The organism is Phenylobacterium aquaticum (genome assembly GCF_947378715.1).
Classification (GTDB): Bacteria; Pseudomonadota; Alphaproteobacteria; order Caulobacterales; family Caulobacteraceae; genus Phenylobacterium; species Phenylobacterium aquaticum_A.
The window spans coordinates 1-17388 of sequence record NZ_CANCLE010000081.1 but is presented as its reverse complement, the minus strand read 5'-3'; the positions used below and the strand labels follow the sequence as shown (position 1 = coordinate 17388).

The 17388-nt window shown below is 67.4% G+C and carries 20 protein-coding genes and 3 tRNA genes; 20 read left to right on the top strand and 3 right to left on the bottom strand.

Features of this window, described 5'->3' with window-relative positions; genetic code table 11:
- The 8 genes from Q7P21_RS12015 to Q7P21_RS11980 all read left to right on the top strand — a co-directional run.
- Nucleotides 1–593 (top strand): COX15/CtaA family protein (locus Q7P21_RS12015; protein ID WP_304177247.1); only part of this gene is annotated, 593 nt, incomplete at its 5' end.
- 161 nt (nt 594–754) lie between these two features.
- Nucleotides 755–1228 carry a 50S ribosomal protein L13 gene (rplM, locus tag Q7P21_RS12010; protein ID WP_304164632.1) on the top strand — a complete coding sequence of 158 codons (474 nt, stop codon included), beginning with the start codon at nt 755–757 and terminating at the stop codon, nt 1226–1228.
- Between the two features lie 5 nt (nt 1229–1233).
- Nucleotides 1234–1710, top strand: a complete 477-nt coding sequence (gene rpsI / locus Q7P21_RS12005) for a 30S ribosomal protein S9 (RefSeq protein ID WP_304164635.1) — start codon at nt 1234–1236, stop codon at nt 1708–1710.
- Nucleotides 1711–1807: 97 nt separating this feature from the next.
- Nucleotides 1808–2788: an N-acetyl-gamma-glutamyl-phosphate reductase gene (gene argC / locus Q7P21_RS12000; RefSeq protein WP_304164638.1), complete on the top strand. Its 981-nt coding sequence runs from the start codon at nt 1808–1810 to the stop codon at nt 2786–2788.
- Nucleotides 2785–3222 carry a GNAT family N-acetyltransferase gene (locus Q7P21_RS11995; protein WP_304177245.1) on the top strand — a complete coding sequence of 146 codons (438 nt, stop codon included), beginning with the start codon at nt 2785–2787 and terminating at the stop codon, nt 3220–3222. Before argC ends, Q7P21_RS11995 begins: the two co-directional genes overlap by 4 nt.
- A 52-nt stretch (nt 3223–3274) precedes the next feature.
- Nucleotides 3275–3772, top strand: coding sequence for a peptide-methionine (R)-S-oxide reductase MsrB (msrB, locus tag Q7P21_RS11990; protein ID WP_304177244.1), 498 nt, complete (start codon nt 3275–3277; stop codon nt 3770–3772).
- A 23-nt stretch (nt 3773–3795) separates the two neighbouring features.
- On the top strand, nt 3796–4374 hold the full coding sequence (locus Q7P21_RS11985) for a histidine phosphatase family protein (RefSeq protein ID WP_304164644.1): 579 nt from the start codon (nt 3796–3798) through the stop codon (nt 4372–4374).
- Nucleotides 4375–4447: 73 nt separating this feature from the next.
- Entirely contained in the window at nt 4448–5284 is an 837-nt protein-coding gene (locus Q7P21_RS11980; protein WP_304177242.1) for a hypothetical protein, read from the top strand.
- Here the strand turns inward: Q7P21_RS11980 and phaC are convergent.
- On the bottom strand, nt 5281–7386 hold the full coding sequence (gene phaC / locus Q7P21_RS11975; RefSeq protein ID WP_304164649.1) for a class I poly(R)-hydroxyalkanoic acid synthase: 2106 nt from the start codon (nt 7384–7386) through the stop codon (nt 5281–5283). The two genes, Q7P21_RS11980 and phaC, sit on opposite strands and share 4 nt — an antisense overlap.
- Before the next feature lie 82 nt (nt 7387–7468).
- On the opposite strand from phaC, the gene Q7P21_RS11970 reads away from it, so the two are divergent.
- From Q7P21_RS11970 to Q7P21_RS11915, 12 genes are all read left to right on the top strand, one after another.
- A complete protein-coding gene (locus Q7P21_RS11970) occupies nt 7469–7930 on the top strand; it encodes a hypothetical protein (protein WP_304164651.1) in 462 nt (153 codons plus the stop codon).
- A gap of 112 nt (nt 7931–8042) precedes the next feature.
- On the top strand, nt 8043–9263 hold the full coding sequence (locus tag Q7P21_RS11965; protein ID WP_304164653.1) for an LL-diaminopimelate aminotransferase: 1221 nt from the start codon (nt 8043–8045) through the stop codon (nt 9261–9263).
- Entirely contained in the window at nt 9260–10549 is a 1290-nt protein-coding gene (locus Q7P21_RS11960) for a homoserine dehydrogenase (RefSeq protein WP_304164656.1), read from the top strand. The genes Q7P21_RS11965 and Q7P21_RS11960 overlap by 4 nt, the downstream gene beginning before the upstream one ends.
- 51 nt (nt 10550–10600) lie before the next feature.
- Nucleotides 10601–11554 carry a class II fructose-bisphosphatase gene (gene glpX, locus Q7P21_RS11955; RefSeq protein WP_304164658.1) on the top strand — a complete coding sequence of 318 codons (954 nt, stop codon included), beginning with the start codon at nt 10601–10603 and terminating at the stop codon, nt 11552–11554.
- Nucleotides 11555–11558: 4 nt separating this feature from the next.
- Nucleotides 11559–13364, top strand: coding sequence for a single-stranded-DNA-specific exonuclease RecJ (recJ, locus tag Q7P21_RS11950; protein ID WP_304164660.1), 1806 nt, complete (start codon nt 11559–11561; stop codon nt 13362–13364).
- 56 nt (nt 13365–13420) lie between these two features.
- Nucleotides 13421–13495: transfer RNA gene (locus Q7P21_RS11945), tRNA-Glu, on the top strand.
- A 250-nt stretch (nt 13496–13745) separates the two neighbouring features.
- Nucleotides 13746–14390: a cold-shock protein gene (locus Q7P21_RS11940; protein WP_304164663.1), complete on the top strand. Its 645-nt coding sequence runs from the start codon at nt 13746–13748 to the stop codon at nt 14388–14390.
- A 74-nt stretch (nt 14391–14464) separates the two neighbouring features.
- Nucleotides 14465–15280, top strand: coding sequence for a glutaminyl-peptide cyclotransferase (locus Q7P21_RS11935; protein WP_304177241.1), 816 nt, complete (start codon nt 14465–14467; stop codon nt 15278–15280).
- Nucleotides 15277–15720 (top strand): PaaI family thioesterase, encoded by a 444-nt coding sequence (locus Q7P21_RS11930; protein ID WP_304164667.1) that lies wholly within the window; start codon nt 15277–15279, stop codon nt 15718–15720. Before Q7P21_RS11935 ends, Q7P21_RS11930 begins: the two co-directional genes overlap by 4 nt.
- Before the next feature lie 62 nt (nt 15721–15782).
- A tRNA-Pro gene (locus Q7P21_RS11925) sits at nt 15783–15859 on the top strand.
- A 59-nt stretch (nt 15860–15918) separates the two neighbouring features.
- The gene (locus Q7P21_RS11920; protein WP_304164669.1) at nt 15919–16224 is read left to right on the top strand and encodes an ETC complex I subunit; all 306 of its coding nucleotides are present in this window, start codon (nt 15919–15921) and stop codon (nt 16222–16224) included.
- A 15-nt stretch (nt 16225–16239) separates the two neighbouring features.
- A tRNA-Arg gene (locus Q7P21_RS11915) sits at nt 16240–16316 on the top strand.
- A 34-nt stretch (nt 16317–16350) separates the two neighbouring features.
- Here the strand turns inward: Q7P21_RS11915 and Q7P21_RS11910 are convergent.
- Together Q7P21_RS11910 and Q7P21_RS11905 are read right to left on the bottom strand one after the other, a co-directional pair.
- Nucleotides 16351–16896 (bottom strand): DUF2087 domain-containing protein, encoded by a 546-nt coding sequence (locus Q7P21_RS11910; RefSeq protein ID WP_304177240.1) that lies wholly within the window; start codon nt 16894–16896, stop codon nt 16351–16353.
- Nucleotides 16897–17121: 225 nt separating this feature from the next.
- The coding region (locus Q7P21_RS11905) for an aldehyde dehydrogenase family protein (protein ID WP_304177239.1) at nt 17122–17388 on the bottom strand (267 nt) is incomplete at its 5' end.

The following is a 17388-nucleotide window of genomic DNA, read 5'->3' as shown; positions in this document are numbered from 1 at the left end:
CCAGTGGCCTTGCCGGCCGCGTCTCCGTCGCGCCGGAACGCTTGGCGACCCATCTCGGCCTGGCCTTCATCCTGCTGGCGGCCCTGGTCTGGACGGCGCTGGACGCCTGGGCCGGCGCGCCGCGGGTCAAGGCCCAGACCCCCTGGATCAGCTATGCCTTCGGCCTGATGGGATTGATTTTCCTCCAGATCCTGCTTGGCGCCCTGGTGGCCGGCAATGACGCCGGGCTGGTCTATAACGACTGGCCGATGATGAACGGGGCGCTGTTCCCCAAGGACTATGCCGGGACGAGCCTCTGGGCGACCCTGGCCCACAGCCAGGCTGCGGTTCAACTGCATCATCGCCTGACCGCCTATCTGCTGCTGGGCGTGGCGATCTTCGTGGCCGTGGCCGCCCGCCGCGCCCGCGAACTGGCGCCAGAGGCCAAGACCCTCGCGGTCCTGGTGGCCGGCGCGGTGGGGCTTCAGGCCTGTCTGGGCGTGGCCACCCTCATGACCCACGTGCCGATCGCGCTCGGCATGGCGCACCAGGTGATGGCCGCCCTGGTCCTGGCGCTCGCCGCCACCTTCACCTGGCGCGTCCGCCGGCTCTGACGCGACGCGGTATCATATTACCTATCACCGGAAATCGTTGCGGTGTAAGGGTTTGCGAGATTTCCGCGCATCTGTCGATTGACACCCGCTTTGTGGTGTCGTATCCGCCGCGCCTCTGATCACGGGGACCTCCCGTGAATACAACCTACGGACCCGTTCCCATGCAGAAGACGACGGCTTCCCTGAAGCCCGCCGACGTCGAGAAGAAGTGGATCGTGATCGACGCTGAGAACGCCGTTGTCGGCCGTCTCGCCTCGTTCATCGCCATGCGCCTTCGCGGCAAGCACCGCCCTGACTACACCCCGAACGTCGATTGCGGCGACTTCGTCGTCGTCGTCAACGCGCACAAGGTGAAGTTCACCGGCAAGAAGCTGACCGACAAGATCTATTACTGGCACACCGGTCACCCGGGCGGCGTCAAGGAACGCACCGCCGGGAAGATCCTGGACGGCAAGTATCCGGAACGCGTGCTGGAAAAGGCCGTGGAACGCATGCTGCCGAAGGAAAGCCCGCTGGCCCGCAAGCAGCTGACGCACCTGCGCATCTATAACAGCGCCGAGCATCCGCATGAGGCCCAGAGCCCCGAGAGCATCGCCTTCTCGGCCCTGAACACCAAGAACGTGCGGAGCAAGTAAGCCAGATGTCCGAATCTCAAGGCTTCGAGGCCCTGCAAAGCCTCTCGTCGAACCCGCAACCCGATGCGGCGTCGCGCGAACCCAAGATCGACGCCCAAGGCCGCGCCTATGCGACCGGCAAGCGCAAGAACGCGATCGCCAAGGTCTGGATCAAGCCCGGCAAGGGCAAGATCACGATCAATGGTCGCGACCAGGAAGTCTATTTCGCCCGCCCCGTGCTGCGCATGATGATCGCCCAGCCCCTGGAGGTCACCGACCGCCTGGGTCAGTTCGACGTCACCGTCTCGGTCGAGGGCTCCGGCCTGTCCGGCCAGGCCGGCGCGATCCGTCACGGCCTGTCCAAGGCCCTGACCTATTATGAGCCGGGCCTGCGCCCGGTGCTGAAGCCGCACGGCTTCCTGACCCGCGACAGCCGCGTGGTCGAGCGGAAGAAGTACGGCAAGGCGAAGGCTCGACGCAGCTTCCAGTTCTCGAAGCGCTAAACCGCGCGCGACAACTCGCGTTTGGACGGGGCGCTTCGGGAAACCGAGGCGCCCTTTCTGCTATCTGGCATCTGCTTTTCGTTCCGGGATCCGCACCATGACCCACAGCGTTTTCATCGACGGCGAGGCCGGCACCACGGGCCTGCAGATCCGCCAGCGCCTGGAGGGTCGGTCGGACCTGAAGATCGTCTCCATCGATCCGGCCCGGCGCAAGGACGCCGCCGCCCGCGCCGAGCTGCTGAACGGCGCCGACGCGGTGATCCTGTGCCTGCCCGACGATGCGGCCAAGGAGGCGGTCGGCCTGATCACCTCGAACACGGTCAAGGTTATCGACGCCTCTTCCGCGCACCGTACGGCGGCGGGCTGGGCCTATGGCTTCGCCGAGATGGACCGCGACCAGCGGGCGGCCATCCGCAAAGCGCGGCTGGTCAGCAATCCCGGCTGCTGGGCCACCGGCTTCACCGCCCTTATGCGGCCCCTGACCGAGGAAGACCTGGTCCCTGCAGACTGGCCGATCACAGTCCACGGCGTCTCCGGCTATTCCGGCGGCGGCAAGGGGCTGATCGAGGAATTCGAAGGTCAAGCCGCGCCCGCCGGCACTGACGACGCCTATCGCCCCTATGGGGTGAACCTGCAGCACAAGCACCTGCCGGAGATGAGGGTGTTTGGCGGCTTCGACCATCCGCCGCTGTTCTCGCCCTCGGTCGGGCGCTTCGCCCAGGGAATGATCGTCGAGGTCCCCCTGCCGCTCTGGGCCCTGCCGGGCAAGCCGAAGTCAGCCGACCTGCGCGAGGCCCTGGCCGACACCTATCGGGGCGAGGCCTTCGTCACCGTCGCCAGCGCCGAGGAGTGCGTCGCGCTGCAGAAGGCCAGGGCAGGGGCCGCCGGCTATGTCGCCGACCTGGATCCCCAGGCGCTGAACGGCACCAACCGCATGAAGCTCTATGTGTTCGGCAATGACGATCGCGGCCAGGCCCGCCTGGTCGCCCAGCTGGACAACCTGGGCAAGGGGGCGTCCGGCGCGGCGGTGCAGAACCTCAACATCATGCTGGGCCTGCCCGAGGCGACAGGCCTGTGAGCCTGAGGCGCGCTGACCTGTCGCAAGCCGGCGAGATCGCGCGCCTGCACCGGCTCACGGTGCGCACGTCGCTGACCTTTCTACCCGACCTCCATACCCCCGAGCAGGACCTGGCCTGGTTTCGTGACCACCTGATGGTCGAGACCGAGACCTGGGTCTGGGAGGAGGGCGGGGTGATCTGCGGCTATGTCGCTTTCAAGCCGGGTTGGGTGGAGCATCTGTTCATTCATCCCGACCACCAGGGCCGGGGCCTGGGGCCGGCCTTGCTGGACAAGGCCATGGAAAACGGCGCGGAGCGCAGGCTCTGGACCTTCCAGAAGAACACCCGCGCACGGGCCTTCTACGAGAAACGCGGCTTCGTCATGGAGATCGAGACCGACGGCTCCACAAATATGGAGAAGGAGCCGGACGTGCTCTACGTCTGGCGGCCCTGAAAATGTCGGCGCAGGATGTAACCTTTCCGCGGATCGGACCGTACATCACAACATGCGCACTCATCCTCCCGGCCTCAGCCGCCGCCATCTGATCTCGTCCGCCTTCGCCCTGGCCGCCGCTGTCCCGGGGCTCGCCCTGGCCGCAGACGCCTATGCCAATTCGACCTGGCGCAAAGTGACCCCAGACGAGTGGCGCAAGCGGCTGCCGCCCATGAGCTACGCGGTCATGCGGGAGGAGGGGACGGAGCGCCCCGGCGCCAGCCCTCTGCTGGGCGAGCACCGCAAGGGCGCCTTCGTCTGCCTGGGCTGCGCCCTGCCGCTGTTCAAGTCCGACACGAAGTATGACAGCGGCACCGGCTGGCCGAGCTTCTTCCGCGCCATACCCGGCGCCATCGACACCAAAACCGATTCCACCCTGGGCATGCGGCGCACCGAATATCATTGCGCCCAGTGCCTGAGCCACCAGGGCCACGTGTTCAACGACGGCCCGGCGCCGACCGGCCTGCGTTATTGCAACAACGGCGTCGCCTTGAAGTTCGTGCCCGCCTGATCCAGCCTGGGATCGTGCCCCATGTGATCTTCCTGACGCACCCCGAGGTGGTCATCGACCCCGCGGTTCCGGTTCCGGAGTGGCCGCTGTCGGCGACAGGTCGGCGGCGGATGGACTGGTTTGGCGAGGCGATGGCGCGGCGACCCGTAACGGCGGTCTGGTCGAGCGACGAGCGCAAGGCGTTGGATGGCGCCGAGATCCTGTCCGCGCGTCTGAACATCCCCCACCGGATCGATCCTCACCTCGGCGAGAACGGGCGGTCGTCGACCGGCTATGTCGCCCCGCCGGAGTTTTGGGAGATCGTTGAGGCGTTCTTCAGCCGGCCGGATGAGAGCATCCGGGGCTGGGAGACGGCGCGGGCGGCCCAGGCTCGCATAGTCGACGCCATCGACCATCTGATCGGCGCCGAGTCGACGATGGGCGACATCGTGGTGGTGTCGCACGGCGGGGTCGGCCGACTGCTCACGGCTCACCTGCAGGCTGTCGAGATCGGCCGCGAAGACCAGCCCGCGCATCCCGGCGGCGGTTGCTGGATCGAGTTTGAACGGAAGACCCGACGGATCGTCTGCGGCTGGCAGGCCATCCCGGACCTTCCGGCCTGATCCGCGCACGGTCGATTGCCGCATCGGGCCCGCGCCTCTAGGGTCGCGCCGAATTGGGGCGGAGACGGCGAAGGTGAGATTGGCGAAGGCGGCGATTCTGGCTGGAATGGCCCTGATCCTGGCGGGTTGCGAACGCCTGACCGCCGAGCCGGACGCCGATCGCATGGGCCGCCGGTTCATCGACGCCATCCAGCGTGACGACTGGTCGGTGCTCGAGCCCGCGCTCGCCCCGGCTGTCGTCGCCGATCCGGGCCATCATGACCGCCTGGAACAGACCCGCGCCCTGTTCCCGTCCGATCCGCCGTGGAGCATCAAGCTGATCAGCTCCAGCCGCACCCGGACCCTGCCCTGGGCCAAGGCGGCGCCCGAACAGACCACGCTCAACTACATCTATGGGTTCTCCGGCCGCAGCCTGGCGGTTGACCTGACCGTGGAGCGCACCGGCGAGAAAACCATCTATGACCGTGGCCTCAAGCTGGCCGGCAAGGACCCGTTCAAGACCGTCAAGCTCTACAGGGTCGACGCGGTCGTGGTGAACCCGATCGCCTCCGATGTGGTCAAGGCCAACGCCTTCCTCGCGCCTGGCAAGGGGCTGGGTCACCTGGGCTTCCTGCTGGCCGTGGCCCTGTCGCCGGTGCTGATGCTGGTCGCCGCCGTCGGCGCCGCCCGCAGCCGCGGCTTGAAGGGCAAGTGGTGGTGGGCGCTGGGCGCCTTCGTCGGCCTGGGCTCGGTCTGGATGAACTGGACGACCGGTCAGGTCGGCTTCGTGCCCGTCGCGGTCAATCTGCTGGGCTTTGGGGCGACCAAGGGATTGTCTCCCCTGGCCCCCTGGTTCCTGCGGTTCTCGCTGCCGATCGGGGCGTTGGCCGTCCTGATCCGCCTGAGGATGTTGCCCAGGCCCCCGGCCTAGGATTTCACCTTCACATAGCTGCCGGGCGCGTCCTCGAGCGGCTTCAGCGGCCCCTTGGCGGGATCGCGGGCCGGAACCATCTTGCCCGAACGTTCAGCCAGCCAGGTCTTCCAGTGCGGCCACCATGACCCGGGCGCCTCCTTGGCGTCGGCCATCCACTCCTCGACCGTCGCCGGCAGGTCGGAATTGGTCCAGTGCTGGTACTTCTGGGCGACCGGAGCATTGATCACCCCGGCGATGTGGCCCGAACCGGCCAGAGTGAAGGTCACCGGCCCGCCGAACAGCTTGGCCCCGCGATAGACCGACCGCGCCGGGGCGATGTGGTCCTCCTTCGAGGATTGCACATAGACCGGCGTCTTCACCTGGCTGAGGTCGATGCGGACATTGTCCAGCACCAGTTCGCCCTTGGCCATGGCGTTCTCGCCATAGAACTTGCGCAGATAGAACATGTGCAGGGTCTTGGGCATGCGGGTCTGGTCGGAGTTCCAGAACAGCAGGTCGAAGGGCTTGGGCTCCTTGCCCATCAAATAGTTGTTCACGAAGAACGACCAGATCAGGTCGTTGGAGCGAAGTGCATTGAAGGTGTCGGCCATGGATTGGCCCGACAGAACCCCGCCGCCGGCGTCCATCCGCTGTTCCAGGTCGTTCAGCCAATCCTCGTTGGTGAACAACAGCAGGTCGCCGGCCTCGGCGAAGTCCTGCTGGGCGGCGAAGAAGGTGGCCGAATTGATCCGCGTGTCGCCCCGCGCCTGCATGTGGGACAGGGTGGCCGAAAGCAGGGTGCCGCCGATGCAGTAGCCGACCGTGTTCACCCGATCCACGCCAGCCTGCTTCATGGCCGCCGCCGTGGCCTCATAGATACCCTCCTGCATGTAGTCTTCGAAGGTCTTGGTCGCCAGCGACTGGTCCGGATTGACCCAGGAGGCGACGAACACGGTGACCCCCTGGGCGGTCAGCCAGCGGATCATCGAATTCTCGGGGCGCAGGTCGAGGATGTAGAACTTGTTGATCCAGGGCGGGAAGATCACCAGCGGGATCTCGTAGACCTGCTCGGTCGTGGGCGTGAACTGCAGGAGTTGCAGCACCTCGTTCTGGAAGACCACCTTGCCCGGCGCCGTGGCGACGTTTTCGCCGATCTTGAACATCTCATAGTCGGTCTGGCTGATCGCCAGCTGACCGCCGCCACGCTCAAGGTCCTCGGCGAAGTTCTCCATGCCGCGCAGCAGCGACTCGCCGTGGGTCGCCATGGCCTCGCGCAGGGCGGCGGGGTTGGAGACCAGGAAGTTCGACGGCGAGAAGGCGTCGGTGAGCATCTTCATGAAGAACTCGACCCGGCGCTTGTTCATCGGCTCGACGCCCGGAACATCGGAAACCAGGGCGTTCAGCCAGTTCGAGGTGACCAGATAGGACTGCTTGATCACGTCGAAGACCGGATTGTCCGACCAGTCAGGATCGGCGAATCGCTTGTCGCCCTTGGCCGGCGACACGACCGGTTCGCTGGGCTCGCCGGATGCGCGGCGCGCGGCCGACTGCCACAGCTCCATATAGCGTTGGAACAGATCGGCCTGGGCCCGGACCATCCGATCCGGCTGCGCGGCGATGCGGCCCATGACATCGGTCAGGGCCGGTGCGACGTGCATCGGGTCCGGCGACAGGGCGGCGGGACGGTCAGCCTGGCGCAGGGCCGCCTCGGCTATGGCGCCCTGGGCGGTGAGCGCGGCCCGGGCCAGATTGGCCGACAGCTTCTCCAGCGCATCGCGCTGTTCGGCGGTCAGGGTCTTGGGATCGAAACCTGGCGCGCCGGGTCTCGGGTCTGGCTGGACTTGGGGTTGCGGCGCCGCCGCGGGCTTCGCGGCGGCCTCCGGCGCCAGCGAGGGCGCAGGCTTGGGCCTGGGCGCGGCCTTCGGCTTCGCGGCCTTGGGCGGCGGCGCGGCGACGGCGACCGGCTTCTCGATCTTCTTCGCCTTGGGCTTGGCGACGGCCTGGGTTTCGACCACGGCCGGCTTCACGGCGGACTTGGCGGCGGCCTTGCCGGACCCCTTGGCCTTGCTCTTCCCCGCCTTGGCGCCGCGCTTCGACTTGCCGACCGGTTGCTCGCTCATCGACGTCTTCTCCCGCGAGGCGCGCTGCTTGACGTTCGCGCTCTTTCGTCAAAGCCGATCATGGCATAAGACCGGGACGGAAATGAACGCATCGCTTCGACTTTTCGTGATCGGCGGACACGCCCTGCGCACCAGCGGCCTGATGGGCTGTCTGCTGGTCGGCGCAAGCCTGTCCGGTTGCGCGGCCAATCCCTTTGCGCCCCAGCCCCTCGACAAGGCCTCCGCCGCCGCGCCAGAGATCACCGCCGTGGCGCACAACAACCGTCCTTTCCCCACCTTCGCCGGGATTCCGGCGGTTCCCTCGGACATCCGCCCTGACCGGGCCTGGGGCAAGGCCGCCGCCGAACTGGAAGGGCAGGGGGCTGAACTGGCCCGCGCCACCGCGCCCGGAACCTGGTCCCTGACCGGCACCGACGCCTTCGCCCAGCGCGCCCAGGCCGAGGCCGGCCCGGCCGCCGGCGCCGAATCGACCACGGCCGACACCGAAGCCTTCGCCAAGCAGGCGCGGGCCCGAGCTACACCGCCTCCGCCGCCCAAGAAATAGGGGCCCGCGGAGGCACAAAACACCTCGAACCTGCTTGGCGCGTCCCCGGACGGGGGCTATCCATGCGCGACTTCGGCTCCCCACCGCCGCGAGCCTGCGGCACGAGCTTTAAATGACCCCCGAATTCCACCGTATCAAACGCCTGCCGCCCTACGTCCTCGAAGAGGTCAATCGCCTCAAGGCAGGGCTGCGCGCCAAGGGCGTCGACATCATCGATTTCGGCATGGGCAATCCCGACATGCCGACGCCGCAGCACATCGTCGACAAGCTGATCGAGACCGCCCGCGATCCCAAGGCGGGCCGCTACTCGGCCTCCAAGGGCATTGTCGGCCTGCGTCGCGCCATGGCGGGCTATTATGACCGCCGCTTCGGCGTGAAGCTGAACCCCGACACCGAGGTGATCGCCACCCTGGGGTCCAAGGAAGGCTTCGCCAACCTGGCCCAGGCTCTGACCGCGCCTGGCGACGTGATTCTCTGCCCGAACCCGGCCTATCCGATCCACGCCTACGGCTTCATCATGGCCGGCGGCGTGATCCGGCACCTGCCGGCCCCCTCGCCGGAGGCCTATCTGTCCGGCGTCAGCGCGGCCATGCGCCAGTCCAGCCCGGCGCCCAGCGTGCTGATCCTGTCCTATCCGTCCAATCCGACCGCCCAATGCGTGGACCTGGACTTCTACAAGGACGCCGTGGCGCTCGCGAAGAAGCACGACCTGCTGGTCATCTCCGACATCGCCTATTCGGAGATCTATTTCGACGACAACCCGCCGCCCTCGATCCTGCAGGTCGAAGGCGCCAAGGACATCGCCGTCGAGGTCAATTCCCTGTCCAAAACCTATGCCATGGCCGGCTGGCGGGTCGGCATGGTGGTCGGCAATCCCCGCATCTGCTCGGCCCTGGCCCGGGTGAAGTCCTATCTGGACTATGGCGCCTACACCCCGATCCAGGTGGCCGCCGCCACCGCGCTCAACGGCCCCCAGGATTGCGTCGACGAGATCCGCGCCACCTATAAGAGCCGTCGCGACACCCTGGTGGAATCCATGAAGCGGGCGGGTTGGGACATTCCCTCGCCGCCAGCCTCGATGTTCGCCTGGGCGCCCGTGCCTGAGCAGTTCAAGGCGGCCGGCGCCATGCTGTTCTCGAAGCTGCTGATCGAGGAGGCCGGCGTAGCCGTAGCCCCTGGCATCGGCTTCGGGGAATATGGCGAGGGCTTCGTGCGGGTCGGCCTGGTCGAGAACGAGCACCGCATCCGCCAGGCGGCGCGTAATGTGAAGAAGTTCCTGGCCAATGCCGACGACATCCTCGGACGGGCCCACAACACCCTGGCGGCGCAATGAGCAGCAAGACCTGGCGCATCGGCGTCGCCGGCCTGGGCACGGTCGGAACCGGCCTGCTGAACTTCCTGTCGGATCGGCCGGACTTCGCCCCGGCCGGCGGGGTGACCCAGATCACCGGGGTCTCGGCGCGCTCGCGCTCAAGGCCCCGGCCCTTCGACATCTCGAACCTGCCCTGGTTCGACGATCCGGTGGCCCTGGCCTCTTCGCCGGACAATGACCTGTTCGTCGAGCTGATCGGCGGCTCCGACGGCCCGGCCAAGGCCGCCGTCGAGGCGGCGCTCAAGCTGGGCAAGCCCGTGGTCACCGCCAACAAGGCCCTGATCGCCGAGCATGGCGCCGAGCTCGCGGCCCTGGCCGAAGGCCATGGCGCGCCGCTGCTGTTCGAAGCTGCGGTCATGGGCGGCGTCCCCGCCGTCAAGATGATGCGCGAGGCCCTGGTCGGTGACGACATCAAGAGCGTCGCAGGCATCCTCAACGGCACCTGCAACTACATCTTGACCGAGATGGAGGCCCACGGCCGGGCCTTCGCCGACGTCCTCGCCGAGGCCCAGCGCCTGGGCTATGCCGAAGCCGATCCGACCATGGACGTCGGCGGCTTCGACGCCGCTCACAAGATCACCATCCTGGCCGCCCTGGCCTTTGGTTGCGCGCCCAATTTCGCCGCCGCCGAGATCGAGGGGATCGATGGGATCGATCTCATGGACATCAAGCTGGCGCGCGACCTCGGCTATCGCGTGAAGCTGGTGGCGTCCGCAGACCGCTCACCCGACGGCGTGCTGGTGCGGGTGCATCCCTCGCTGGCCCCGATCAACCACCCCTTGGCCCAGGCCGGCGGGGCGCTCAACGCCCTGTTCATCGAAGGCGAGCGGATCGGCCGGATCTTCATCCAGGGTCCCGGCGCGGGCTCCGGTCCCACCGCGGCCGCCGTGGCCGCCGACATCGCCGATGTCATGACCGGCGCCGTCCGGCCGGTGTTCCAGCGCCCGGCCGACACCCTGAAACCCTTCACCAAGGTCGATCCCTCCAAGTCCATGGGCCGCGCCTATCTGCGCTTCCTGGTCAAGGATGAGCCCGGCGTGATCGCCGCCGTCTCCGAGACCCTGGCCGAGGCCGGGGTGTCGATCGAGAGTTTCCTGCAAAAGCCGGTCGAGAACGCCGAAGGTGTTCCCATCGTGCTGACCACCCATGCCGTCGCGGAATCCGTGCTGACAGCGGCCATAGACCGCATCGCGAATCTGTCTTCGGTCCTAGATAGACCCCGGCTCTTGCGCATCGCGCGCATCTGAGAATCTGCAGATACTTCCCGGTTCAGCCGGGATACGGCGGGAGAGTCACGGATGAGTTCTGAAGTTCTGGATCGCGGCCTGGTGATGGACGCAGTCCGGGTCACGGAGATCGCCGCGATCGCCGCCTGGAAGCTGGTCGGACGCGGGGACGAGATCGCCGCCGACCAGGCCGCCGTCGACGCCATGCGCACCGCGCTCAACGACCTGAATATCGACGGCCAGATCGTCATCGGCGAGGGCGAGCGCGACGAGGCGCCCATGCTCTATATCGGCGAGAAGGTCGGCAAGGGCAAAGGCCCCAAGATCGACATCGCCCTGGATCCGTTGGAGGGCACGACCCTGACCGCCAAGGCCATGGCCAATGCGCTCACCGTCATGGCCTGGGCGCCCAAGGGCAGCCTGCTGAACGCGCCCGACACCTATATGGACAAGATCGCCTGCGGCCCGGGCTATCCGGAAGGCGTCATCGACCTCGACAAATCCCCGGCCGAGAACATCCAGGCCCTGGCCGACGCCAAGGGCGTGGAGGCCACCGAGATCACGGTCTGCGTCCTCGACCGCCCCCGCCATGCCGAGATCATCGCCCAGGTTCGCGCCGTGGGCGCCCGGGTCCACCTGATCACCGACGGCGATGTGGCCGGCGTGATGAACGCCGCCGACCCGACCACGGGGGTCGACCTCTATATGGGGCAGGGCGGGGCGCCGGAGGGCGTGCTGGCCTGTGCGGCGCTGAAGTGCGTCGGCGGCCAGTTCCAGGGGCGGCTGGTGTTCCGCAGCCACGACGAGAAGGCGCGCGCCGCCCGGGTCGGCATTACCGACTTCGACAAGAAATACGACCTGCATGAGATGGTCCGCGCCGACGCCATCTTCGCGGCCACGGGGGTGACCAACGGCGCCCTGCTGGACGGGGTGCGGCTGGAGGGCGGTTTTGTCCACACCCACACCCTGGTCATGAACTCGGCGACCCGCACGGTGCGCGAAGTGCGGATGAAGCGGCCGGTCTGACCCCATGGCGGATGGCGGGGCTGCAGCGGGGTTTCTCGGCGTCTCCCGGTCCCTGACCGGACGTCCCTGGCGAGCGCGCCCGGCCGATCCCGAGGTGGTTCGTCGCCACCAGATGGGGCTGGGCCTCTCCGAGCCCCTGGCCCGGGCCCTGGCCTCGCGGGGCGTCACGGCGGAGATGGGCGAGACCTATCTCAATCCGACCCTGCGGGCCCTGTTCCCCGACCCCTCCAGCTTCACGGACATGGACCGCGCCGCGGCCATTTTGGTCGACGCCGTGGTGCGCGACCGGCCGATGGTGGTGTTCGCCGACTATGACGTCGACGGGGCCTCCAGCGCCGCCCAGCTGGTGCGCTGGATGCGGGCCATGGGCAAGGACCTGCCGATCTATGTTCCCGACCGGATCATCGAGGGCTATGGCCCGTCGCCGGCCGCCTTCCGCCGCTTGCGGGAGGAGGGGGCCGAGCTGGTGGTCACGGTCGACTGCGGGGCCGCCGCCTATGAGGCCATAGCCGCCGCCGTCGAGGTCGGGCTGGAGGTCGTGGTGATCGATCACCACCTGATGCGCGGCGATGAGCTGCCGGCCGCCGCCGCCCTGGTGAACCCCAACCGGCCTGACGACACCTCGGGCCAGGGCATGCTCGCCGCCGCCGGGGTGACCTTCGTGCTGCTGGCCGCCCTGAACCGCGAGGCGCGCCGCCAGGGGCTGTTCGAGGGCCGTCAGGAGCCTGACCTGCGCGAATGGCTGGACCTGGCCGCCATGGGCGCCATCTGCGACGTCACTGAGCTGGTCGGCTTCAATCGCGCCCTGACCACCCAGGGCCTGAAGATGATGTCCAACTGGAGAAATCCGGGCCTCAAGGCCCTGCTGGATGTCGCCAAGTCCCAGGGGCCGGCGACGGTGTTCCACGCGGGCTTCATTCTGGGACCGCGGATCAACGCCGGCGGCCGGATCGGACGCTCAGACCTGGGCGCGCGCCTGCTTTCCACCGATGATCCCGTCGAGGCCGAGGCGCTGGCCGCCGAGCTCGACGCGCTCAATTCATCCCGCAAGGAGGTCGAGCGCGAGGTGCTGGAAGCCGCCGTCCGGGTGATCGAGCGCGAGAGCAACATGGCCGAGGCGCCGATGATCCTGGTCGCCGCCGACGGCTGGCATCCGGGCGTCATCGGCATCGTCGCCGGCCGCCTGCGCGAACGCTACCGCAAGCCGGTCATGGTGGTCGGCGTCGATCGGGCCGCCAATATCGGCAAGGGCTCAGGACGCTCCCAGCCCGGGGTCAATCTCGGCCGGGCGGTGCAGGCGGCCTATGAGGCGGGCCTGTTGTTGGCCGGGGGCGGCCACGCCATGGCTGCTGGTCTGTCAGTGCGCCCGGACGTCATTCCGGAGCTGCGCGCCTTCCTGTGCGAGCACATGGCCCTGGAGGCCGGTATCGCCGCAGAGACTGACGCCCTGGAGATCGACGCCCTGGTGACCACGGGGGCCTGTGACCGGGCCCTCTATGCCGGCTTCCAGCGGATGGCGCCCTTCGGACCCGGAAACCCCGAGCCGATGTTCGCCTGCGCCGATGTGCGCGTGGAACGGGCCATGGCGCTGAAGGGCGGCCATGTTCGGGTCACCCTCACCGACGCCTCCGGCGGCAAGTTGAAGGCCGTGGCCTGGCGCTGCGAGGACACCGAGATCGGCAAGCGGCTGCTGCAGGAGGGCGGCGGACTGCATATCGCCGGACGTCTGAAGCCGGACGATTGGCAGGGGCGCCAGAGCGTCGAACTGGAGATCGAGGACGTCGCCGACCTTCGCAGGCAAATCTCCTGATCGCCCGCTTGCGCAGCCCTCTGAACGCGGATATAGAGCCCCTCCTTCGCCGACGTGGTCCCTTCGTCTATCGGTTAGGACGCCAGGTTTTCAACCTGGAGAGAGGGGTTCGACTCCCCTAGGGACTACCAGCGAAGCTCTCCCAGGCGCCCGGCCCCCGGCGCCTGGGCAGGTCGTCGCCGAGCTCGCGGCGACGGCATTGATGAACACACCGTTTCAAATTCGTTTCAGCAGGCGCCATAAGTTCCCGCGCCGCTAGAAATTTGCACCCTATGCGTGCCGATACGCGAAAAACGCCCATTGACGGCTCTCCTGATACGAGAACACTGTTATAGTCGGCCAAGTCCGAAAGGATCGGGGGAGACCGGGCCAGAGGGGCAAATGTCTGGTTACGAATACGAGGGAGTGGATTCGCACGACGACGCAGTGCGGATCAGTGGTCGCATCAAGTGGTTCGATGCCGGTAAGGGTTACGGTTTCATCGTTCCCGACGATCCAGGTCAGACGGACCTCAAGGACGTCTTGCTTCACGTGACATCGCTAAGAAACGCCGGGCGCGAAAGCGCTCTGGAAGGTTCCGTGATTGTCTGTGACGTGGTTCGCCGGCCCAAGGGCTGGCAGGTGTCCGAAGTGGTCAATCTGGATGAGACCTCGGCCCCGCCGCCGGGCGACCGCCGCCGACATGACGAGGCCCATGGATTTCGCCGAGAGCGCGACAGCTATGACCGCCACGGCGGCACCGGCGCCTTTGACCGCGAGACCGGCGGCTTCCAGTCGCGTCCCGTGCGCCGCCCGCCAGCCGCCCGAGGCCCCCTGGAGCGCGCCAAGGTGAAATGGTTCAACCGCGCCAAGGGCTATGGCTTCGTGGTCCGCGACGGGGAGCCGGGCGACATCTTCGTCCATATCGAGACCCTGCGCCGCGCGGGCATCGAGGACCTGCAGCCCGGCGACGACGTCATGGTTCGCTTCGCCGAAGGCCCCAAGGGTCTGGTGGTGGCCGAGATCGAGTCCGACGGGTTCGGCTGAGCCTCTGACCCCGGCCTTGCGTCGGCCCCAAAGCTTGCTCAAAGGATAGGTCTGTCCTGGCCTGGGAGCATGGCTTGTCGTCTTCGCCCTTGTGTTTGTCCTGGTCGCGCCTGATCCGCGCGGGGCTGTCGGCCGTGGTCGGCGCCGCCCTGCTCAGCGGGTGCGCCGCCCAGGCCGCCGTTCCGGTCTATGGCTATCAGGTCAAGGCGACCTATCCCCATGACGACCAGGCCTATACCGAGGGTCTTTTCTACCTGGACGGGGTGCTGTTCGAAAGCACGGGCCGGGAGGGCCAATCCTTCCTGCGCAAGGTCCGCCTCAAGGACGGCGCCGTCCTGCAGTCCCAGGCCATTCCGCCCGGCCTGTTCGGCGAGGGCATCGTCAACTGGGGCGACGACATCATCAGCCTGACCTGGCAGGACGGCTTCGGTTTCCGCTGGGACCTGAAGACCCTGGCCCGCAAGGCGGTCTTCCAATATCCCGGCGAGGGCTGGGCCCTGACCCAGGACGGCAAGACGCTGATCATGAGCGACGGCACGCCCTATCTGCGCTTCCTCGACCCCAAGACCTTCAAGGAGACCCACCGGGTGAGGGTCACCGCCGAGGGCCGCCCCGTGCCGCGGATCAACGAACTGGAATGGGTGAAGGGCGAGGTGCTGGCCAATATCTGGCTGACCCACCGGATCGCCCGGATCAATCCCAAGACCGGGGTGGTGACGGGCTGGATCGACCTGACCGGCCTGCCCGAGACCAGGCTCAGCCTCGACGCCGACTCGGTGCTCAACGGCATCGCCTATGACCGCGAGCACGACCGGCTGTTCGTCACCGGCAAGAACTGGCCGCACCTCTATGAGATCGGGCTGACGCCGCCCCAGGAGCCTTCGAAGTGACCACGGACGCCGACGCCCCGGGCGAGATCATTCCCGCCCCGCCAGCGGGCTTCATCCGCTCCAGCGGCCGGGGTTCCTTCTCCACCCACAACGGCCCCTATTTCCACCGCGAGACCCCAGGCGAGATGACCGAGCAGGCTTTCTTCGCCCTGCCGCGCCACGCCAACGGCCTGGGCCTGGTCCATGGCGGCATGCTGACCGCCTTCATGGATGGCCTGCTGGCCGCCGCGTCCTGGCGCGCGGCCCGCAAGACCGGGGTCACGATCCACCTGTCCGTGGACTTCCTGCACATGGCGCGGGTCGGGGAATGGGTGATGGGCGAGGCCAAGGCCACCCGCACCACCCGCGACATCGCCTTCGTCGAGGGCCGCGCCTATGTGGGCGGCCACGACGTGGTTCGGGCCTCCGGGGTCTTCAAGCTGATGCACAAACCCGGCTGAAGCCGCCGCGACGATTGCGATTAGGCGCAAAGCCTTATATCGCAGGGCCAATCGGCGTGCCTCGGGGCGTAGCGCAGCCTGGTAGCGCATCTGCTTTGGGAGCAGAGGGTCGAAGGTTCAAATCCTTTCGCCCCGACCACGACGATGACGGCAGGCGCCGAAGACGGACTTGCCAACTACGGACTTGAAGGAACGAACATGCTCGCGCGCATCTACCGTCCGGCCAAGAACGCCATGCAGTCGGGCAAGGCCAAGACCAAGGACTGGCTGCTGGAATTCGCGCCGGCCACGGCCAGAGCCTCCGACCCGCTGATGGGCTGGACCCAGACCACGGACACCGACGGCCAGGTCCGCCTGGCCTTCGAGACCAGCGAGGAAGCCGTCGCCTACGCCCAGAAGCACGGCATCGCCTTCCAGATGACCGAGCCCAAGATCCCCAAGCGCATTCTCAAGGCCTATGCCGACAACTTCGCCTATGGCCGCAAGCAGCCCTGGACGCACTAGCCGCCCCGACACTGGGCGCCCTTAGCTCAGCTGGATAGAGCATCCGCCTTCTAAGCGGACGGTCGCAGGTTCGAGTCCTGCAGGGCGCGCCACCCCACCAACGGCCGACCCGCGACCGGGCCGCCCCTAGATCTTCAGCCTCGGCTCCAGATGCCGGATCAGGGCGATCGCCTCGGCGGGCGGCCGCTGCTCGATCCGCCGATAGTCCCGGCAGTCCAGCGTGCGGGCGACCATCTGGTAATTGACCAGTTCGCGGCGCAGCAGGGCGTGATCGCCGAACAGATGCGCAGCCTTCAGGAGCTCATTGATCTGGCGCTCCACGAACACCTGCTCCGCTGGAATGCGCGCCCACAGCGCCCACAGACACAGGTGCTGATGGCCGGTCTTGCTGGGCCATCGCATCAGTCGCCCAGCCTCGTCGAAGGTGCGGGCCAACCGCTCGACCAGGACATGGTCTACCGGATCGGTGGGCTCCGGCTCACGCTCGAGGCGGCCCTGGGCCTGCGCCTGGGCGCGGAAGTGCTGGAAGTTCTGATAGCCCGCCGAGCGGCTCAGCATGTTCAGGAGTTGGACATGACCAGGTTTGGCGTCACTGGTCTCCAACTCGCGGCCGAGGGCGCGGGCGAAGGCGGACACATCCTTGGCGACCAAGGGGAATACGACTTTGGACATCACTTATCCTCGAGAGACGTGCCGAGAATGAACTGTCGATGGTCGCTGGCTTACGACGCGGCACGGGACAAGTGTCGGTCAAATGGGACTTTGGCAGGTTTAGCTCCCCTCGCGGGGCAGCGACGCCTTGGTGAACTGCCGACCAGGGTCGCTCATAGAACGCGGTCGCAGGGCGCGCAACCCCGGCGGTCGCGGCCCGCCAAAGCGGGCCGCTAGGCGGAGACCTTAGGCCCGAGCCATGTTGATCACGTGCAGCTGGGTGAATTCCGACAGCCCTTCCTCGCCCAGTTCCGTGCCCACGCCCGACAGCTTGGCGCCGCCGAACGGGATGTTGGGGGCCAGGTCGGCATGCTTGTTGATCCACACCGTGCCGGTGTCCATCGTGGCCGCCAGGTTCCAGGCCGCATCCAGGTCCTTGGACCAGATCGAGCCGCCCAGGCCGTATTCGCTGGAATTGGCCCGGGCGATGGCGTCGCTGGCGTCCTTGAACTT

Bases quoted from the DNA above. Each gene is read 5' to 3' on its own strand.
- rplM (WP_304164632.1), top strand. From the start codon at position 755: ATGCAGAAGACGACGGCTTCCCTGAAGCCCGCCGACGTCGAGAAGAAG.
- rpsI (WP_304164635.1), top strand. From the start codon at position 1,234: ATGTCCGAATCTCAAGGCTTCGAGGCCCTGCAAAGCCTCTCGTCGAAC.
- argC (WP_304164638.1), top strand. From the start codon at position 1,808: ATGACCCACAGCGTTTTCATCGACGGCGAGGCCGGCACCACGGGCCTG.
- msrB (WP_304177244.1), top strand. From the start codon at position 3,275: ATGCGCACTCATCCTCCCGGCCTCAGCCGCCGCCATCTGATCTCGTCC.
- phaC (WP_304164649.1), bottom strand. From the start codon at position 7,386: ATGAGCGAGCAACCGGTCGGCAAGTCGAAGCGCGGCGCCAAGGCGGGG.
- Q7P21_RS11970 (WP_304164651.1), top strand. From the start codon at position 7,469: ATGAACGCATCGCTTCGACTTTTCGTGATCGGCGGACACGCCCTGCGC.
- Q7P21_RS11965 (WP_304164653.1), top strand. From the start codon at position 8,043: ATGACCCCCGAATTCCACCGTATCAAACGCCTGCCGCCCTACGTCCTC.
- Q7P21_RS11960 (WP_304164656.1), top strand. From the start codon at position 9,260: ATGAGCAGCAAGACCTGGCGCATCGGCGTCGCCGGCCTGGGCACGGTC.
- glpX (WP_304164658.1), top strand. From the start codon at position 10,601: ATGAGTTCTGAAGTTCTGGATCGCGGCCTGGTGATGGACGCAGTCCGG.
- recJ (WP_304164660.1), top strand. From the start codon at position 11,559: ATGGCGGATGGCGGGGCTGCAGCGGGGTTTCTCGGCGTCTCCCGGTCC.
- Q7P21_RS11940 (WP_304164663.1), top strand. From the start codon at position 13,746: ATGTCTGGTTACGAATACGAGGGAGTGGATTCGCACGACGACGCAGTG.
- Q7P21_RS11920 (WP_304164669.1), top strand. From the start codon at position 15,919: ATGCTCGCGCGCATCTACCGTCCGGCCAAGAACGCCATGCAGTCGGGC.
- Q7P21_RS11910 (WP_304177240.1), bottom strand. From the start codon at position 16,896: ATGTCCAAAGTCGTATTCCCCTTGGTCGCCAAGGATGTGTCCGCCTTC.